This is a genomic window from Actinomycetota bacterium (genome assembly GCA_030776625.1).
In the GTDB taxonomy this organism is placed as follows: domain Bacteria; phylum Actinomycetota; class CADDZG01; order CADDZG01; family WHSQ01; genus MB1-2.
In genome coordinates this window covers 701099-716015 of the sequence record JALYHL010000001.1, presented here as the reverse complement: position 1 = coordinate 716015, position 14917 = coordinate 701099, and the positions used below count along the sequence as shown (strand labels likewise).

The 14917-nt window shown below is 61.8% G+C and carries 17 protein-coding genes; 6 read left to right on the top strand and 11 right to left on the bottom strand.

Features of this window, described 5'->3' with window-relative positions; all coding sequences use genetic code 11:
- Window positions 1-188: 188 nt before the first annotated feature.
- From M3N53_03500 to M3N53_03485, 4 genes are all read left to right on the top strand, one after another.
- Window positions 189-1466 carry a VWA domain-containing protein gene (locus M3N53_03500; protein ID MDP9067402.1) on the top strand — a complete coding sequence of 426 codons (1278 nt, stop codon included), beginning with the start codon at window positions 189-191 and terminating at the stop codon, window positions 1464-1466.
- Between the two features lie 69 nt (window positions 1467-1535).
- Window positions 1536-1943: a DUF3883 domain-containing protein gene (locus M3N53_03495; protein ID MDP9067401.1), complete on the top strand. Its 408-nt coding sequence runs from the start codon at window positions 1536-1538 to the stop codon at window positions 1941-1943.
- Window positions 1943-2134, top strand: a complete 192-nt coding sequence (locus M3N53_03490; GenBank protein ID MDP9067400.1) for a hypothetical protein — start codon at window positions 1943-1945, stop codon at window positions 2132-2134. Before M3N53_03495 ends, M3N53_03490 begins: the two co-directional genes overlap by 1 nt.
- Before the next feature lie 57 nt (window positions 2135-2191).
- Window positions 2192-2602, top strand: a complete 411-nt coding sequence (locus M3N53_03485; GenBank protein MDP9067399.1) for a hypothetical protein — start codon at window positions 2192-2194, stop codon at window positions 2600-2602.
- Here the strand turns inward: M3N53_03485 and M3N53_03480 are convergent.
- The 7 genes from M3N53_03480 to M3N53_03450 form a co-directional block, all read right to left on the bottom strand.
- Window positions 2599-3171, bottom strand: a complete 573-nt coding sequence (locus tag M3N53_03480; protein MDP9067398.1) for a GIY-YIG nuclease family protein — start codon at window positions 3169-3171, stop codon at window positions 2599-2601. The genes M3N53_03485 and M3N53_03480 overlap by 4 nt on opposite strands.
- Window positions 3168-3392: a hypothetical protein gene (locus tag M3N53_03475; GenBank protein MDP9067397.1), complete on the bottom strand. Its 225-nt coding sequence runs from the start codon at window positions 3390-3392 to the stop codon at window positions 3168-3170. The genes M3N53_03480 and M3N53_03475 overlap by 4 nt, the downstream gene beginning before the upstream one ends.
- Window positions 3389-4690: a hypothetical protein gene (locus M3N53_03470; GenBank protein ID MDP9067396.1), complete on the bottom strand. Its 1302-nt coding sequence runs from the start codon at window positions 4688-4690 to the stop codon at window positions 3389-3391. The genes M3N53_03475 and M3N53_03470 overlap by 4 nt, the downstream gene beginning before the upstream one ends.
- Before the next feature lie 164 nt (window positions 4691-4854).
- Entirely contained in the window at window positions 4855-5439 is a 585-nt protein-coding gene (locus M3N53_03465; protein MDP9067395.1) for a DnaA/Hda family protein, read from the bottom strand.
- A 770-nt stretch (window positions 5440-6209) separates the two neighbouring features.
- The gene (locus M3N53_03460) at window positions 6210-6713 is read right to left on the bottom strand and encodes a hypothetical protein (GenBank protein ID MDP9067394.1); all 504 of its coding nucleotides are present in this window, start codon (window positions 6711-6713) and stop codon (window positions 6210-6212) included.
- Between the two features lie 216 nt (window positions 6714-6929).
- Window positions 6930-7442, bottom strand: coding sequence for a ribonuclease HI family protein (locus M3N53_03455; protein MDP9067393.1), 513 nt, complete (start codon window positions 7440-7442; stop codon window positions 6930-6932).
- On the bottom strand, window positions 7439-8497 hold the full coding sequence (locus M3N53_03450; GenBank protein MDP9067392.1) for a hypothetical protein: 1059 nt from the start codon (window positions 8495-8497) through the stop codon (window positions 7439-7441). The genes M3N53_03455 and M3N53_03450 overlap by 4 nt, the downstream gene beginning before the upstream one ends.
- 221 nt (window positions 8498-8718) lie before the next feature.
- Between M3N53_03450 and M3N53_03445 the strand changes: the two genes are divergently transcribed.
- A complete protein-coding gene (locus M3N53_03445; GenBank protein ID MDP9067391.1) occupies window positions 8719-9333 on the top strand; it encodes a hypothetical protein in 615 nt (204 codons plus the stop codon).
- Between the two features lie 108 nt (window positions 9334-9441).
- Here the strand turns inward: M3N53_03445 and M3N53_03440 are convergent, their stop codons facing one another.
- Complete coding sequence (locus tag M3N53_03440) at window positions 9442-10242, bottom strand: hypothetical protein (GenBank protein ID MDP9067390.1); 801 nt, start codon at window positions 10240-10242, stop codon at window positions 9442-9444.
- Between the two features lie 489 nt (window positions 10243-10731).
- Between M3N53_03440 and M3N53_03435 the strand changes: the two genes are divergently transcribed.
- Window positions 10732-11256 (top strand): L,D-transpeptidase, encoded by a 525-nt coding sequence (locus M3N53_03435; GenBank protein MDP9067389.1) that lies wholly within the window; start codon window positions 10732-10734, stop codon window positions 11254-11256.
- Between the two features lie 202 nt (window positions 11257-11458).
- On the opposite strand, the gene M3N53_03430 is transcribed toward M3N53_03435, so the two are convergent.
- The 3 genes from M3N53_03430 to M3N53_03420 all read right to left on the bottom strand — a co-directional run bounded on the left by M3N53_03430 (window position 11459) and on the right by M3N53_03420 (window position 14915).
- Window positions 11459-12427 carry a site-specific integrase gene (locus M3N53_03430; GenBank protein MDP9067388.1) on the bottom strand — a complete coding sequence of 323 codons (969 nt, stop codon included), beginning with the start codon at window positions 12425-12427 and terminating at the stop codon, window positions 11459-11461.
- Between the two features lie 189 nt (window positions 12428-12616).
- On the bottom strand, window positions 12617-13459 hold the full coding sequence (locus tag M3N53_03425; GenBank protein MDP9067387.1) for a cyclase family protein: 843 nt from the start codon (window positions 13457-13459) through the stop codon (window positions 12617-12619).
- Between the two features lie 190 nt (window positions 13460-13649).
- Window positions 13650-14915, bottom strand: a complete 1266-nt coding sequence (locus tag M3N53_03420) for a M10 family metallopeptidase domain-containing protein (protein MDP9067386.1) — start codon at window positions 14913-14915, stop codon at window positions 13650-13652.
- Between the last annotated feature and the right edge of the window lie 2 nt (window positions 14916-14917).

Genomic DNA, 14917 nt, shown 5'->3' with positions numbered 1-14917 from the left:
CTTTCACGCGTGCTGGGCGCCCGATATACGACGGTGAATTCACGGTACGCAGCCTTCTACGTAGCCTCGCTACGGCTCCGACCCCCCAGACGCCGTGACTGAAGCTCCCTCTCTCGCTCCTCTTCCAAAAGTGTCACACCCCCTCCCCATATTGAGGAAGACAGATCGGGGATGGAAAGGGGATCCACATGAAGGCGAATATCAAGCTCGACCACAACCTGGTCGCGGTGGAGGGGGAGCATGTCGTTCACGCGATGTTCGAGCTCGATGTGCCGGCACCAAAGAAGGCCAAGAAGCGCCCACCGCTCCACCTGGCGCTGGTGATCGATCGCTCAGGGTCGATGGGTGGCCCGAAACTGGAGCACACGAAGGCCGCTGCCGACTACCTCATGCGTCGCCTCGACCCGACCGACCAGGTAGCGATCGTCACCTACGACGATGAGGTCGATCTGGTCTCGTCGCTTGCGCCCGTCGATAAGGACGAGTTGCGCCACCGGATCTACGGGATCTATCCCGGTGGGATGACGAACTTGTCAGGCGGCTGGCTCAAGGGGGTGGAAGAGGTTGGTCGCGCTCCCGACGGCACCGCCCGTAAGGTTCTGCTGCTGACAGACGGTCTCGCCAACAGCGGGATCACCGACAGCGACACGCTGACGGGGATGGCCACGAAGATCGCGGGCGACGGCGTTGGCACCACCACCATTGGCTACGGTGACGGCTTCAACGAAGAATTACTTACGGCGCTCGCCGATGCCGGCGCCGGCAAGTCGTACTTCGCGGCGAGTCCCGAGGACGCGCCTGGGATCTTCGCGAAGGAATTCGAGGACCTCGCCAGCCTCGTTGCTCAGAACGTGAGCATCGAGATCCGCGCCACCGAGGACGTGAAGTTGCTGGGCATCCTCAACGAATATCCGACGACGGGCGTCGTGGGCGGCGTGCAGGTGAATCTTGGAGATGCCTACACAGAAGAGAACCGGCGGGTGGTATTCGAACTGCACATTCCCGAGATGGCGAAGCTCGGCGTGAAGAAGGTGGCAGAGGTGGTGCTGCGTTACGTCACCGTGGGAGATCAGGTCGCTACTCACGAGCTGACGCTGCCGATCGTCGTCAACGCCGTGTCTGCGGATGAGGCCAACGCTGCTGTTCCCAACCCAGACGTGATCGAAGAGGTCGTGATCCTTAAGGCCGCTCGTGCCCAGAAAGAGGCCCGTAACCGCGCCGACCACGGTGAATACGACGAGGCGCAGAAGTTGCTGCGAAACTCCGCGCAGAACCTGAGGTCTATCGCGGCCAACTCCAAGCGCGCCGAGGAACTCCTTAGCGAGGCTGAGATTCTTGAATCCCACTCGAACATGGCAGCACCGGGTTCCTACGACGCCATGTCGAGCAAGGCCATGCACTACGACCAGCATCGCAAGCAACGTGCCCGCCGTCGTCCGTCCCAGGAGCCGAAGGACGAAAGCTGATAGGTAGGACATCTTCGGTGGCCGGTTCATCTCGAGCCGACCATCCGGTCTTCTGCGGGGAGGACTTTGGTGGAGCTGAAGGGGAACAAGGCCATAGAGCAGGCCGCGATCGACTGGATCATCGAAATCGAGCGCGCAGCCGGCCGCGACGCCCGCGACACACGCTACCGCGGGGCCCCAGCAGACATTGAGAGTGGTGATCGCATCATCGAGGTCAAAGCCTTCGGCGGCTTCAACCGCGGCTTGGGACTGTGGCTCGAGACCCGCCAGGTCGATGAGGCCCGGCGCAACCCCAACTTCTATCTCTACGTCGTTGAGAACGTGCGGCAAGGGGACCCGTCGAAGTTCACCCTCAAGGTCCTCGGCGGACAGCGCCTACAGGCGCTGCTTGAGCGGGCGAAGGAGAGGCGCTACTACGAGGTGCCGTGGCCCGTTGCCGACTATGACTCGGCTGCGGGGTCTCTGGAGGAATTGTGATGGAGCTGATCGTCATCGGGATCGTGATTCTGGTTGGCAGTGTCGTCCTGGCCGGCGCGATCTGGATCGTCATCTGGAAGGCGATGGGGAACATCTTGGACTGGATCATCCACGCCTTCGGCAACGAACGGGCCGCGGCCGAGATAGAAGAGAAGTGGAGACGTCGGCAGCAGCGGGACGTGAAGCAGTGACGAGCGGTTTAGGCGCGATCTGCTTCGCCTGCAGATATCGCCGAGGCGGCGGCAAGTGTGACGCCTGGTCGGCAGCTGAGTTTCTACAAGCTGCAGGGCAAGGACCTTGAGGAAGCGAAAGAAGAGATCTTCGACGAACGCCGCCGCCGAGCGGCTGAACGATTTATCTGGCGGGAAGGGGACATCCGCTGGATCGTGCCTCCTGGGAGCCTTCAACAGAAGGCGAATCGGAAATACGGCCCCCTGCGCGAGCTTCTGACTGCTCAGACGGGGACGGTCGTCCACGTGACGTTCGCCCAGCTTGAGGACCGCCTGGGTCAGCAGCTCCCCGAGTCGGCCCGCAACCATCGGGCCTGGTGGGCCAATACCCCGAGCAATTATCACGCGAAGGCATGGCTCGATCCGGCTTGGCGGGTTGATGACCTGGACTTGACGGCCGAGCGAGTGACCTTTCGGAAGCTCCGTTAAATCTCTTTCTGGTTTGCTGCCGCCGCGTCTTTGAAGCGCTTGCGAGCGGCGCTGACGGTGGCGGCGAATGGATGACTCCGGTTGCCCATGAGGTTCAAGGGCGGTTGGAGCCGGCCGATCACCTGGTGCTCGATGCTCCACGGTTCCGGATGCGTCGCCCACGTGAGGCGTAGGTGCTCGTGCTGCCAGTCGGTGAGTGCTTTGTTGTCCTCCGGCGTGAGCAGCGGTCTGTCCACCCTGACCGGCTTCCACCCCTTCTCCTCGGAGAGCAGCGACGCCAGTGTTTGTCGAAAGGTCGAGCTCCCTGTGTTGCCGCCGATGTGGTTGCCGGTGACGCGGCTCCGGAGGGTTGCTGATGACGTGCCCCGGCTCGGCGAGATACCGACATAGAAGAGGTCAAGCTCCCCCTCGGTGGGGTGAGGGCATCCCGGTACCGACGGGATCGATCCTCGCTTGGTCCACCACGCGTAAAGCCCTGGCTGCGCCGGGATCCCATCACGAGCCTGCACTTCGCGTAAGGACTTCGGAGGCCTGCTCAGCGCCTGGACGATTTCGTCGATTGAGCTCACTGCCCCTCGACCAACTCGACCGAATCCTCTTCGACCGCCCACTTGTTCACGAAGCAAGATGTGTGCCCGAGGATCGATTGGCGCGTCTTCAGCGGTCCTTGGACGATGGGCCCGACGCCTTCGGCTTCGTAATCGGGGACATCTACTTCGCCGCCTTTCTCGCTGTAGCCGATCAGTCGCGCCCGCACGATGGTGCCATCCGGAATATCGGCTGCGTTCACCACAGGTACCGCTCCCGGAAATCGCTCTCCAGGTCGGGTAGAAGCACGTGCGCATCCAGAAGGGTCTCGACCGTTCGTGTCTCGAAAGCCGTTGTGTTCTCTAGTACGACTCTGTAGCTCTCGGTGGCAGTCGCGAACGAGCTGTTGTTGTGCGGAAAAACCACCAGTGATTTAGCCCAGGTCCATTCGTGCGAGGGGTGCTGTGTCATGGACAGCGCGAGGAGGTGGTCGAGCCACAGCTGCTGCAGGGTGGAGCCTAGGATGTGACGGGGCCAGTCCTTCTTGAAGCAGTTCGACCGCTCGCTCACCTCCGTGTATCGCAACAACTTGTCGCCGCGAGGGACCGCCTCCTTGATGGCGAACTCGTGATACTTGGTCTCCACTCCGATGACTCCTTTGGTGCCGTCCGGAATATCGACGATGAAGGCCACGTCGAACGCGGTTCTGTTGTTGAGATAGCTGGGATCGGAGCGACCAGGGGACCACTCGAAGCGCACATCTGTGACCGCGCCGGGGAGGTCCGGAACCCACGTCTTCAGGGCTGTGGTTGCAAGCTCATGATCGGCCCAGAGGTCGCCGAACAAGTTGAAGCACATCGGCATAGACGCCAGAAGGTTCGATAAGAGGCGATCCTTCAGCGGGGCCTCGTGTTTCTGCGGATTGGCGATGCGGTCCCTTGCGGCGTCTCCCGCACTCTTCGAGAGGAAGTTGGCATACGTCTCTTCGGCCTCACTGAGGTCCAGCCAACTGCCCACTAGTCGACGTTGAGCTCCCTGCTTCGGTCCGCCCGGCTTCAGCCCGTTTCGTTCCCGCCACTCGCACTGGTGTTTCCTGGCCGCTCGTCGGAAGGATGTCATCTCTTCATCACCGGAGACGTAGTCGGTCTTCTCCCAGCAGGAGATCTCTGCACCCATGTCGGCTTGATCGTTCCGAGAATGCGCTTGCTCCGGCCAGTAGGACCAGTGGGTCTCGGAGTAGGCGTTCCCGAACCGACCCGTCCACGCTTTGAGATAAGTCCAGGGGTCTACGCCTGCGTCCTCGAGAACGAATGTCTCGAGATCTGCTTTCACGAGGTCTCGTATCGCACTGTGGGCTGTGAGGAAGTGAACGACGACGGTCTCACCGGATCGACCAACCCGCGCGACGGGGTGACCCCATTCGGTGGTGGTCTTCCTATCCACTTCTTCGAAGTGATGGATCTCGAAATGCTCGGCTGCTTCGCTTACTTCACCTTCATGCCACTGCCAGCCCGTGCTTCCAACGTCGCCATGGATCCCCCTGTCGTTCTGTCCAATCACCCTAGCGGTCGCCTATAACGAGTTTCCTGCGGCGCCTCACGGTGTCCACCTGTTCCCAGCTCAGGATTTCCACGCGTCGCGATGCCCATGCCTTACCTCCTACTCGGGCTTCAGATCAGGCTAGGGGAGGCGTGAGACATGTTTTGGACCAAGGCGCCAGGTTGCTACAGCAAGCCTTTTCGAGCGCGGTTGCGGGCTAGGACGCCGACCAGTTCGCCCACGTTGGCTGGGTGTGCAGCAGCATCCAGGACGACCTCTGCCGGGTCATCTGAAAGTAGCGCTCCAGCGATACTGTGGAGCTCATTAGCATCGGGTGACGCCATTCCACAGATCTCGGCTGACCGCAGTCCGTGTATCAGCGGATCCAGACAGGCGACGTCGGAATTGGTGGCGACCACCGTTGACTGACCCGGGGCCGACAGTGCTTGCGCCATCGCCCGCTGGGTGGCGGGCTTTCCCGCGAGCGTCTCTGCGTTGTCGATGAGGACCAGCTCCGCCCCCTCGAACATCTTCCCGGTCGCTGGTCCTATGTGTGACCGATAATGTGTCGCCCGCGTCATCCATTCCTCGGCAGTCATCTTGGTCACGGGTGCGTCCGTCCGCGACATCAGCATGTCTAGGAGGAGGGACTTACCGATACCGGAAGGACCGACCACGAGAAGTGGAGGATAGGGGCCAGCCCGCGCTCGACTCACGACACTTTGAAATGCCTCACGGTTGTAATTGCTGATCACGATCTCGTGCAGCACACCTGCAAGCTATCCACCGGGAGGGACGCTCGGAAGCAGAGCGCGAAACAACATTTCGCGACTGCGGCAGTGCGGTGGCGAAACTGTCACAGGCTTCCGCTTGTATGAGTGCATGGAACCCATCCGAGCCCTCCTCGACCCCGTGACCTGGAAGCGCTTTCTCGAGGAGGCTGGACTCAGCCACCGCCAGAAGGCCTTCTTGCACAGGTCTCAAGTGGTTGTTGAGGTGGTTTTGGTGGAGGTACAGGTTCAGTCGGAACATCACGCAAACTCGGTGGACCGCTCAACGCTGAGTTCGCTGGTACGTCGCCTACTGCAGGGAACGGTGCCGGGGCGGGTGGTAGCGCGAGACCGTAGGGAACTGCTCGATCCGCAGTCGGTCGAGGCTCTAGCGGATTTCGCCCGGCGTCGTCCCAAGTCCGTTCGCTTGAAGCCTCTAGAGATCTTGCGCGTCGTCACGAGAGACAACTTCCGTTGCCGCGTCTGCGGGGCAGCCGTGCAGGCTCATCCGCGTTCCGTGATGCGTGTGGCTCAGGAAGGATCGGACGAGGAGTTCGTCACGGTATGTGACCTCTGCCGCCTCGATTTAGTGCGCTCCCGAACAGAACCAGATCCTGGGGAGGAACCTGGCTAAACGCGGACCGACCCACGAGTCTTAAAGAGGTAAAGCTCCAGTTGTTCAGGCGAGCAGGTCAGTTCCTTAGCCCAACTGTGCATTTTGCTGACATACAAGTCATAGACATCCGCGGCAGATGTCGCCATCGTTGCCCCTAGGGCAGCGCCCACCTCTTTCCTAGTAGTCCTTGTAACGCTCGCCGCATCTGTTCGTCGTAGATCAGTGGGAGGCGGTCGGCGGAACCTGGCTTCGCGACAAAGTAGAGAAACTTCGTGAAGAAGCCCTCGCCCGCTCCGATCACCGGGTCGATCGCGCTATAGGCCCCGGCCAAGTCGTCGCTCGACAAGCGTTGGATTGTAAGCCGCATGCTCTCGTCGAAGCGGGTATCGAAGAATGCCAGGCGCGCGCTGACACGCGCTCGGTAGCCCGTGGCTCCGACACCGCCGCCCCACGCGTAGACGGCTAGCCATAGCTTCTTGAGATCTGGAACGTTGTAGCCGGCCTCGGCAACTCGCTCGGCCAGCTGAAACAGTTCGTCCCGACTCAGCGCGCTGCTCTCGCCCTTAAATACCTCGACCGCTTCGTCTCGCTCGAAAAAACTCCCATCGAACCAGCGGCGCCACTCGTCCGCGTCGAACTTGACCGTGTGTTCCTCCACTCGGAGATCGCATATGTCTGCCCGACGCTGACGCAGCAGCGAAAGGGCTTCCTCCTCCTGCAAAGATCTTGATCTGTCGCTCAAGCCAGCGTCCTAGCGCGGCTGTTCACAACAGTGTTAACCCTCGCGGCACGGCGGCTCTTCCGCAGCGATGCCGACGACCCGAAGCCTGCTGAGGCGGAGTCTTCGCTGGCCGCCGTCGCCTTAGGAGTTCGTTCATCCGGGAGATTCCCGCTCGATAATGTGAGCAAGGGTTGAAGGCTTCGGCCTGAGGGGTCCCAGGACTTCTCCGGCAAGACCATCGGCGAGGGAGTTCTGTTTCCGCGGAACCCAGTCGATGGTCGGGCGCCCGGCAAGCTCCCACAGCTCGACAGCCTGATCTCGAAGTTTCCGGAGGTGGTCAGGGCGCAGCTTCCATTCACCTTTCACCGTCCGGTGCACCAGCTCGGAGTCGGTTCTGATCTCTAAGTTGTCGATCCCCAGTTGACGGACGAGGGTGAGGCCGAAGACCAATGCGTTGAACTCGGCGACATGGTGATCCTGTTGCCACCCCAGCCGCGCTGAGGCGCGCGCTACCTCATGACCATCCTCGGAGGTGATGAGGACTCCCATGGCGGCTTCACCTTCTGGCTGGTTCGCTGCCGCGACGATTCCGCCGTCGGTGTTCAAGATGTACCTCGACCTGGCTAGGCCGGCGTCGTGCCCCGACTGTGTCCTCGAGTTCGTCAACACGTTCCACCTCCCGTGACGTCGGAGGAGGTCGCAAATTCGCCGTTAATGCGAATCACTACCTCTTCGTGTTGGATGTGTTGACCTCCGATCCGGAGGTTCGCTGCCTTGGCCGCGGCTTCGAGCTCCTTGTCTACGGTCATGCTGTCGAGGTGACGCACCGCAAGCTGGAACTTCTTAAGGCGCTTTTCAAGTCGGTTCTCGCCGAGCTTGCGCCAAAGCGGTTCATGCGGGTACCACACGAGGTCGTCCGGCAAGCGGGGTTCCGTGCTGCCTTCTAGTTCCGCCAAGCAGTGGATGTGCGAGGTGCTGTCCTGTTCTTTTTCCGCCTTACCTCCGATTCGAACGAGTGGGATCGCGGCCAAGATGTCAAGTACATCTTGTTTCTTGTACCCACGGATAAGTTCGATCTCCATCGTGCGAGCACCCAACTCCATCAAGAGGTCCATGGCTTCCGCGAACTTGTGCTCTACAACGAAGCGGTGGAACTGGGCGGCCGGGTAGTACCAACCTGGCATTACGGGGTGAGCCACGTACAGGACCCCGCGTGCGGGGTGACCTGGGGGGAAAGTCATTGCTGCTGCTTCGGAATCAGAGATGATCGCAACGTCCAACGCGGCTTCGCGCATCTTGATCACCGTGGTAACCACCCCAGCGACAGCGTCATCGGTTCGCCGCCGCAAACGTCCCTTAAGCCTATCGGCGAAGGAAGTCTCGCCCTCCTCCTGCACAGGAGCTAGCTCTTCTGGGCTGGGATCCTTCTCCAGCTCTGATTGCGCCCGGGTTGCTAGCTCGTCATCAATAACGACGATGCGTCGGCGTGAAGCAGAGATCCTGGTATGCCCCACATGGGCCTGGTGCCGTGACAAGTCGGCCACCCCCTCTTGCGTCGCCTTGTTGTGGCGATTGAAGCTATCGCCTGCAGTCTCTCGCAGAACGAGAAACTCCCTCTGTCCACTTGAATCGGAGCCATTTGGGCCGCCAGCCGTTCTCTCTGGCCCAACCGTGGCAATGAAGCCGGTGTGAAGGAACTGATTCAGACCCGGCGAAGTCATTCTGCAATGGCTACCTATGTGCGAGGTGATTTCTATGGAACTTTCAAAGTCTGACGTCCTGTTGGCAGGAGCAGGAATCGTTTTGGTGATCCTGGGGATCTTCCTCTTGCTAGCCGCTCTGCAACCAGGTGGCCCGGGCCTCCCAGGCAGGCCCAGCCTCCCGCCAAGCTTCGGCCTGACTCCCTGATCCAGACTCCCCCTACCCCGCAAAATCTGACTCCATGGAGGATCCCTACATCCCGGGCATCTTCGCACTAGGGGGAGCCGCGATTGCCGGCCTGTTTTCTCTGGTGGTCACGGTCGTCAACAATCGTCACCGGCTGCGAGAACTTCAGCTCCGGATAGAAGCAGAAGCGCAGCAGCAAGAGAAAGACCGTCTCATCCGGCTGAGCGAGAGTGAGCGCGCTACCGAGCTCGCGGAATGGCAACAGAAGCGCGCCGATGCCTCCCAGATGCTGAGCCGGCTGTACCAGACTCTGTTTCTGCTAGCAGATTTTCATTTCCACCCGGACAACCAGAAGCTTGCCGAGATCAAGCTGCGTTGGGCAGAGGCGAGCCAGCTCATGCTCACCTTTGCCGGCGACGTCTGGTCGCCAGAGCTCAATCAGGAGGTATACGAAACTACGAAGCTCGTTGATGTTGCTGTGACCCAAGCGGATTTCTGGGGGCCAAGCGGTCCTCGCCGTGATCTAGCCCGGGACATGTACGAGGAGGCCAAGCAGAGCAGTGTGGAACTTTCCCGTGCTGTTCAAAGCGAGCTCCTACGGCGTCGACCCAGTCACGCGTCCGCTGTGGTGCCCGGATCTGCCACTGAACGACCCATCAATCTCACGTGAGTTGGGCTTGCTCTCGAGCCGCACCCCACTGCAGATGAGATGGCAGTGGGCGCGAGGTCAAATCCCGAAGACTCCTTGCCAACTCATACGTTGGCACCGGATCCGTGGTTACACACCACATTCCGCGTAAGTAGGCCGGGAGACTGGGTTCCGAGACACAAGTTGGGCGATAGAGGGTTGCCTTGCACCCCACTTGCCGGCGATTGACGCCTCGAATTGAGGCCTTCCCTCCTCATAGCAGAGCGTGCGGGCGCTGATTTCGTCCGACGCAAGGCGACGCATCTGTCTCGTGTCGTCGATGAGTACGTGAGTCCACTGCGAGTCATCTGCGATGACGTATCCAACAATGTCTTCGTGCTCCAGCACCAGAGTTTCTAACGGGACCCAAGGTATTCCGCCTGCAAAAAAAGCCAAGATCAAGACGACAAGCAGGCCGGAAAGGAACTTGGACCCTCGGTTATTGCGATCGAGCCACTCGTTGACGGACATAAACAGTTGAAGCCGGCTCGGAGTGTGAGGAGTTTCCCTGGAGATGCTGATCGCGACTATCAGCAACGAAAGGACGACAAAGTCGATCCACGGAACAACCAGAAATCCGAGACCTAGGAGTGGTGCAAAAAGGAAATCTAAAGTTGTGTCAGTCAGCCGCTTGAGAACCAGGGCCACAATCACGACAATCAGTAGGAGAATGGGGAAGCCAACCAGCAACGCCCCCACCAAGACCGAAACGGGCCCAGCATGCTCAACCAGCGTTAAGGCCGTGGACGGATCGAGCCCTGCCACCGAGAGTGCTTTGGCGGCAACAATCAAGAATGCAGTCAAAGTGGCGAGGAGGCCGAGGTGAGTAGTCGCCACGTGCGCCCACGCTCGCGGCTGCCCTTCTGTTGGTCGCGTTATGCCTTCGGCCACGATTTCAGCCTACGACTTCACCTCATTAGAAGTGAGGTGTCGATGACGCGCTCGCGGCCGCGGCACCGGTTGGCCGTGAGGGCCGGAGTCATTTCACCCGATTGGGGTCATAGCTCGGCGCGCTTGGGGGATTCGTCGCTTCGCTGAGTAGCCCATGGTGTAGCGATGGGCAGTCGTCGCGGGCTGCTCCGGCTCGGTGTTGTGGTCTCCGCGCTCTCGCTCGTGGGGACGATGGGCGATCGGGCCTGGAGCGAGCCTGCTTTGCATCGATCAACTGGCGCGGCGTCAGCTGTGCGCTGGGGCCCCCTGCCGCGCGCGGTTACCCATTCGCCTCTAGTGGCGGACGCACCTCTGCTCGAGCGAAATCACCAGCGTCGATCCGAAGCGCCGTTGCGACGTTCGCTGCGACCTCGCCGCGCGCTGTTGGTGGAGGTCCCCCGCACCCTTCGCATCACGGCGCGACCTGGCGGAAAACGAGTGGTCGGTTATATGCCGGCGGGCTCTCCTTTCTTTGACATCCCGACGGTGGCGTGGATCCATCGACGCGACAGCACCGGACGCTACGGGTTGGTCACCGTGCCTTACAGCGGGACTCGCTCCACCGGTTGGATCCGCATTGCATCTCTGAAGCTTCGCCGTACCCCTTTTGCTGTTCGCGCCGATCTGTCTCGTCGCGAGATCGTCGTGATGCGGCTGGGCAACGTCATCATGAGATTCCCGACGACGATTGGAGCTCCTGGGTCTCCGACGCCTACCGGCCGATACTTCGTTACCGACCGCGTCCCATTCGACCCGTCCAGTCCGCTCGGCGCATTCGCTTTCGGGATCTCGGGCATCCAGCCGCGTCTACCGGCCGGATGGAAAGGCGAGGATCAGCTTGCCATCCATGGGACGAACGACCCCAGCTCTATCGGTGAGGCAGCAAGTGCAGGTTGCCTGCGTGTGTCGGGCCGCGCATTGCAACGCCTGAAGCCGTTGCTGACTCTCGGCACCCCGGTGACGATCAGGCCTTGAGACGAGATGGACTCGCGGAAGTGAAACGGCGCGACGCTGCGTGTTGAAGTGTCTGCGATTCGCGTGAGCATCCGCGAAGGGGGCGCGGTTGCGTTCGATCCAGCCGTCCTCCTGCTGCGCGACGTGCCAGTTACCTCAGTGCGGATCTCGTACGGGGAGTCTGTACAGCTGCTGGTCGTGGTTGCACCTCATGATCAATGAGTTACGTGTCGTCTTCGGGACGCCCCAGCACCAGTGCTGCTACCTCGGCCGCCGCCTCTTTCTGTAGGTGAGGGATCGCGTGGCTGTAGACGTCGAGCGTGAATGCGATCGTCGAGTGGCCGAGCCGCTCCGACACGATCTTCGGGTGGATACCGGCCTGCAGAGCGAGGGTTGCGTGCGTGTGGCGCAGGTCATGCAGCCGGATCCTTCTCAGCCCAGCGGTCTTGCTCAGCCTGACGAATCGTTTGGAGATATCGATGGGATTGAGAGGCGTGCCGGTCCGATAGCAGAAGACAAGCTGGTCCTCCCGCTGGGGACATCTCTCGTCTTTATAAGTCCGGAGCGCCGCCGCGGTGTGCTCGTCGAGCGCGACGACCCGTCGCCCACGTGCCGTCTTCGGCTCCGACATCGCGATCACGTAGTCATGCGAGACCACCGTCTGCCGGATCGCAAGTTCGCCTCGAGCAAAGTCGACGTCGCACCAGCGCAGGCCGAGCACCTCGCCTCTGCGCATCCCGGTCGTCGCGAGCAGCAGCCACAGCGGGTAGAGCTTGTCGTGCCGAACGGAGTCGAGGAAGCTCCTGAGCTCCTGCGGCGTCCAGGTCGAGAACTCAATCCGCCGGCTCGCCCGCAGCTTCGGTGGGTCGGCGCTGGTTGCTGGATTGCGGCTGATGAGCTCCCACCGCGTGGCATCACGGAACGCTCGATGAAGGACGGCGTGGACGCGTCGAACCGTAGATCCAGACAGCTCCCTCCCGTTCGTCCGACCCCGTTCCAGCAGGGTGGCGTAGAGCTCGTTCAGCGTCGAGCCGTCGATGCGATCAAGTCGCTTCCCGCCGATGTAGGGACAGATGTGGTTGCGAAGATGTGAGCGATAGCTGAGGTAGGTGCTGGTGCGGATCGTGCTCTTGATGGCCGGCAGCCACGTCTGCCACAGGAAGCTCTCTACGGTGACCTTCCTCTTCGCCACCCGTTCATGTCACCGTCATCCCGGGTCGCGCGCTGTGACTTAGCCCACTTCCGAACAGATGACGCGGCAACGAAACGGTTAGCCGCTCAGCTCTCGGCTAGCCCAGGACTCTTGTGCTTGGTACCGGCGGCGGAACCTTCGGCTCGTTCGATCCCGGGGCCGGTCTGGCCACGACCATCGAGAAACGTGTCACCACACGGCGATCACGCGTGCCGGACCGCCCGAGCCCTCCTCCCACGGAACCACGCCGACGAACGCTTTCGTTCCCAGCGGTGGGATCGAGTCGAGGTTCGCGACGTTCTCGAGGCCGTATCTGTCCGCTCCGAGGATGATGTAGTGCACGTCGAACGTCGTCGAGTTGCCGGGGTCGAGGCTGAGGGTGTCGACGCCGATCGCGGTGATCCGGCGGTGCTCCAGCAACCAGGTAGCGGCCTCGCTGCTGAAGCCGGGGAAGTGGTAGGTGCCGTTCGCATCAGCGTTCTTGAAGGCCGCGGGATCGTCCACCTTCTTGTCCCACCCCGAATATATGAAGACCGCTGCGCGGTTCGGGATCTTGCCGTGGCGCCTCTCGAACCTCTTGAGGTCGCGCACGGTCACGACCGCGTCGGGGTTTTGCGCGGCCTTGGCGGAGATGTCGATCACCGCTACCGGCACGAACATCAACTCGCGTGGGCGGATCTGTGGTGTGAGACGTCCGTCCGCGATGAAGTGGCCCGGCGCGTCCATATGGGTCCCAGAGTGCTCGCCGAAGGTCCACTCCTGCGCGTAGAAGCCGTCGTCTTCGACGGTCACGAGGGTGCGCTTGGAGGGAGGCTCGAAAGCGTAGACGGGGAACCCGGCGCGGAAGACGTGCGTTAGGTCCTTCATCCGCCGCCGGCGTGTCGCAGCGGAGACGACGCCGGCAGGACTAACGAGCAGGGAGGCTAGGGCGGCGCTGCCACCACCGACGAGAGCCGACCGCCGGGTCACAACGGGCAGCCCCTCTCGTTCCACCCTGTCCCTGACGATCTCTTGCGTTCCCGGAAGACACATCGCTTCCTCCTCTCCCGCCCCGAGCTACCTCGCTGAATTTTCCTCTTCGCGGCCGATCGTCCGCAACGCCACAACTCCGGTGAGGTACAGCGCTCCACCATGAACAGGAGGGAGAGGGTTATGTCGGTTCTGCGGTCGCCTCGGCTGAAGACTCCGGCTTTTGGATCACCCAGAGGAGGTGGTTTGTCGCTTAGCAGTACCAGCGGTAGGGGATGCCTCTCGGTAGGTCGACCGAGCCCCCACTGCCTACCCACTCGCCGCTCGGGATCCAGCGGTACAGAACCGCCATCCCGTAGAGGTCGAGGCTCGTCAGGCACTTCATCTTGGTGTGTTCGGTGCCGGCTCCGATCGTTTGACCGTCTCCGTAGACGAAGGGCGCCGGGCTGTTCATCAGGTCGGGGCCGAGCTTCGGGTGCCACGTAGTGGTGTGGCCGAGTCCGAAGGTGTGACCGAACTCGTGCGCCGTCACGATCTCGAGATCGTTCACCTCGGGGAAGTCGTAGGCGACCTGGCCCGCACGCGGAGACGATCCGAAGAGGCTGAGCGCGATCACGCGCCCGCTGTAGCGCGCTTGGTCCCGGATTCCGACGGTCTCGAGCACCCCGTTGACCCAGTCCTTCGTCTGCGTATCACCCGCGATCCCACGGAATGCCGGTCCCGCCGCGACGTATCCCAGGATCACGTCGTATCCCGCAGGGTCGACGGGGTCTGCGCCGTCGAAGACCTCGACGTGGAACTTGACCTCGTTCAAGTAGTCGAACTGCGGGTAGTCCCGGGCGAAGTCCTTCAGCGCCTTGCGCCACCGCTCCAGCCCGCGCAGCGTCGCGTTGAGATAGTCGACGACGGTGGGTCCAGTTGGGTTGCCGAGGTCTCCGTGGCTCGGCGGCACCATCAAGACGCGCGCATCGGGCGTCTCCAGAGATCCACCGAAGATCAGTTCGATCGGGGCGTCGACGACGCCCTCGCAGTTCATGAAGCACATGGTGTAGTCGCGCACCTCAGAGCGATCGCTCTGGATGTGCAGCCGGTAGTCGCCGGCCGTCACGGCACGATGCACGGCGAGACGGACCGCGCCGACCTCGCTGGTCATGCCCGCGCTGGCGCTCACGCCCACGCCCTGGATCTTGGTGCCGACGTCGATGACGGCGCCGGACGGGTCGAGCATCGTCACCGGGTCGATCGTGCTGTCGGAGAACTTGATCAGCACGGAGACAGACGCGTCCTTGGGAAGCGTGAACTTGTAGAAGTCGTGCGCGTCGCCGCCGTCCCTATCGAGGACGCCCTCGTAGTACCCGTGCGGTTTGACGGCAGTGGCCTCATCGAAGGTGTTGCCGGCGTCGCGGCGCGACGCCGCATCGTTCTGACGAGCGGCCCCCACTGCAGGCGCGGTGGTCATGGTCGACAGCACGAGCGCAGCTGCAAAACCCAGCGCGACAACCCGTCTGAGCGATCGCATCG

Excerpts from the sequence above, each read along its gene's own strand:
- M3N53_03500 (MDP9067402.1), top strand. The coding sequence starts at position 189 with ATGAAGGCGAATATCAAGCTCGACCACAACCTGGTCGCGGTGGAGGGG.
- M3N53_03425 (MDP9067387.1), bottom strand. The coding sequence starts at position 13,459 with ATGTGTCTTCCGGGAACGCAAGAGATCGTCAGGGACAGGGTGGAACGA.
- M3N53_03435 (MDP9067389.1), top strand. The coding sequence starts at position 10,732 with ATGCCGGCGGGCTCTCCTTTCTTTGACATCCCGACGGTGGCGTGGATC.
- M3N53_03490 (MDP9067400.1), top strand. The coding sequence starts at position 1,943 with ATGGAGCTGATCGTCATCGGGATCGTGATTCTGGTTGGCAGTGTCGTC.
- M3N53_03450 (MDP9067392.1), bottom strand. The coding sequence starts at position 8,497 with ATGACTTCGCCGGGTCTGAATCAGTTCCTTCACACCGGCTTCATTGCC.
- M3N53_03445 (MDP9067391.1), top strand. The coding sequence starts at position 8,719 with ATGGAGGATCCCTACATCCCGGGCATCTTCGCACTAGGGGGAGCCGCG.
- M3N53_03420 (MDP9067386.1), bottom strand. The coding sequence starts at position 14,915 with ATGCGATCGCTCAGACGGGTTGTCGCGCTGGGTTTTGCAGCTGCGCTC.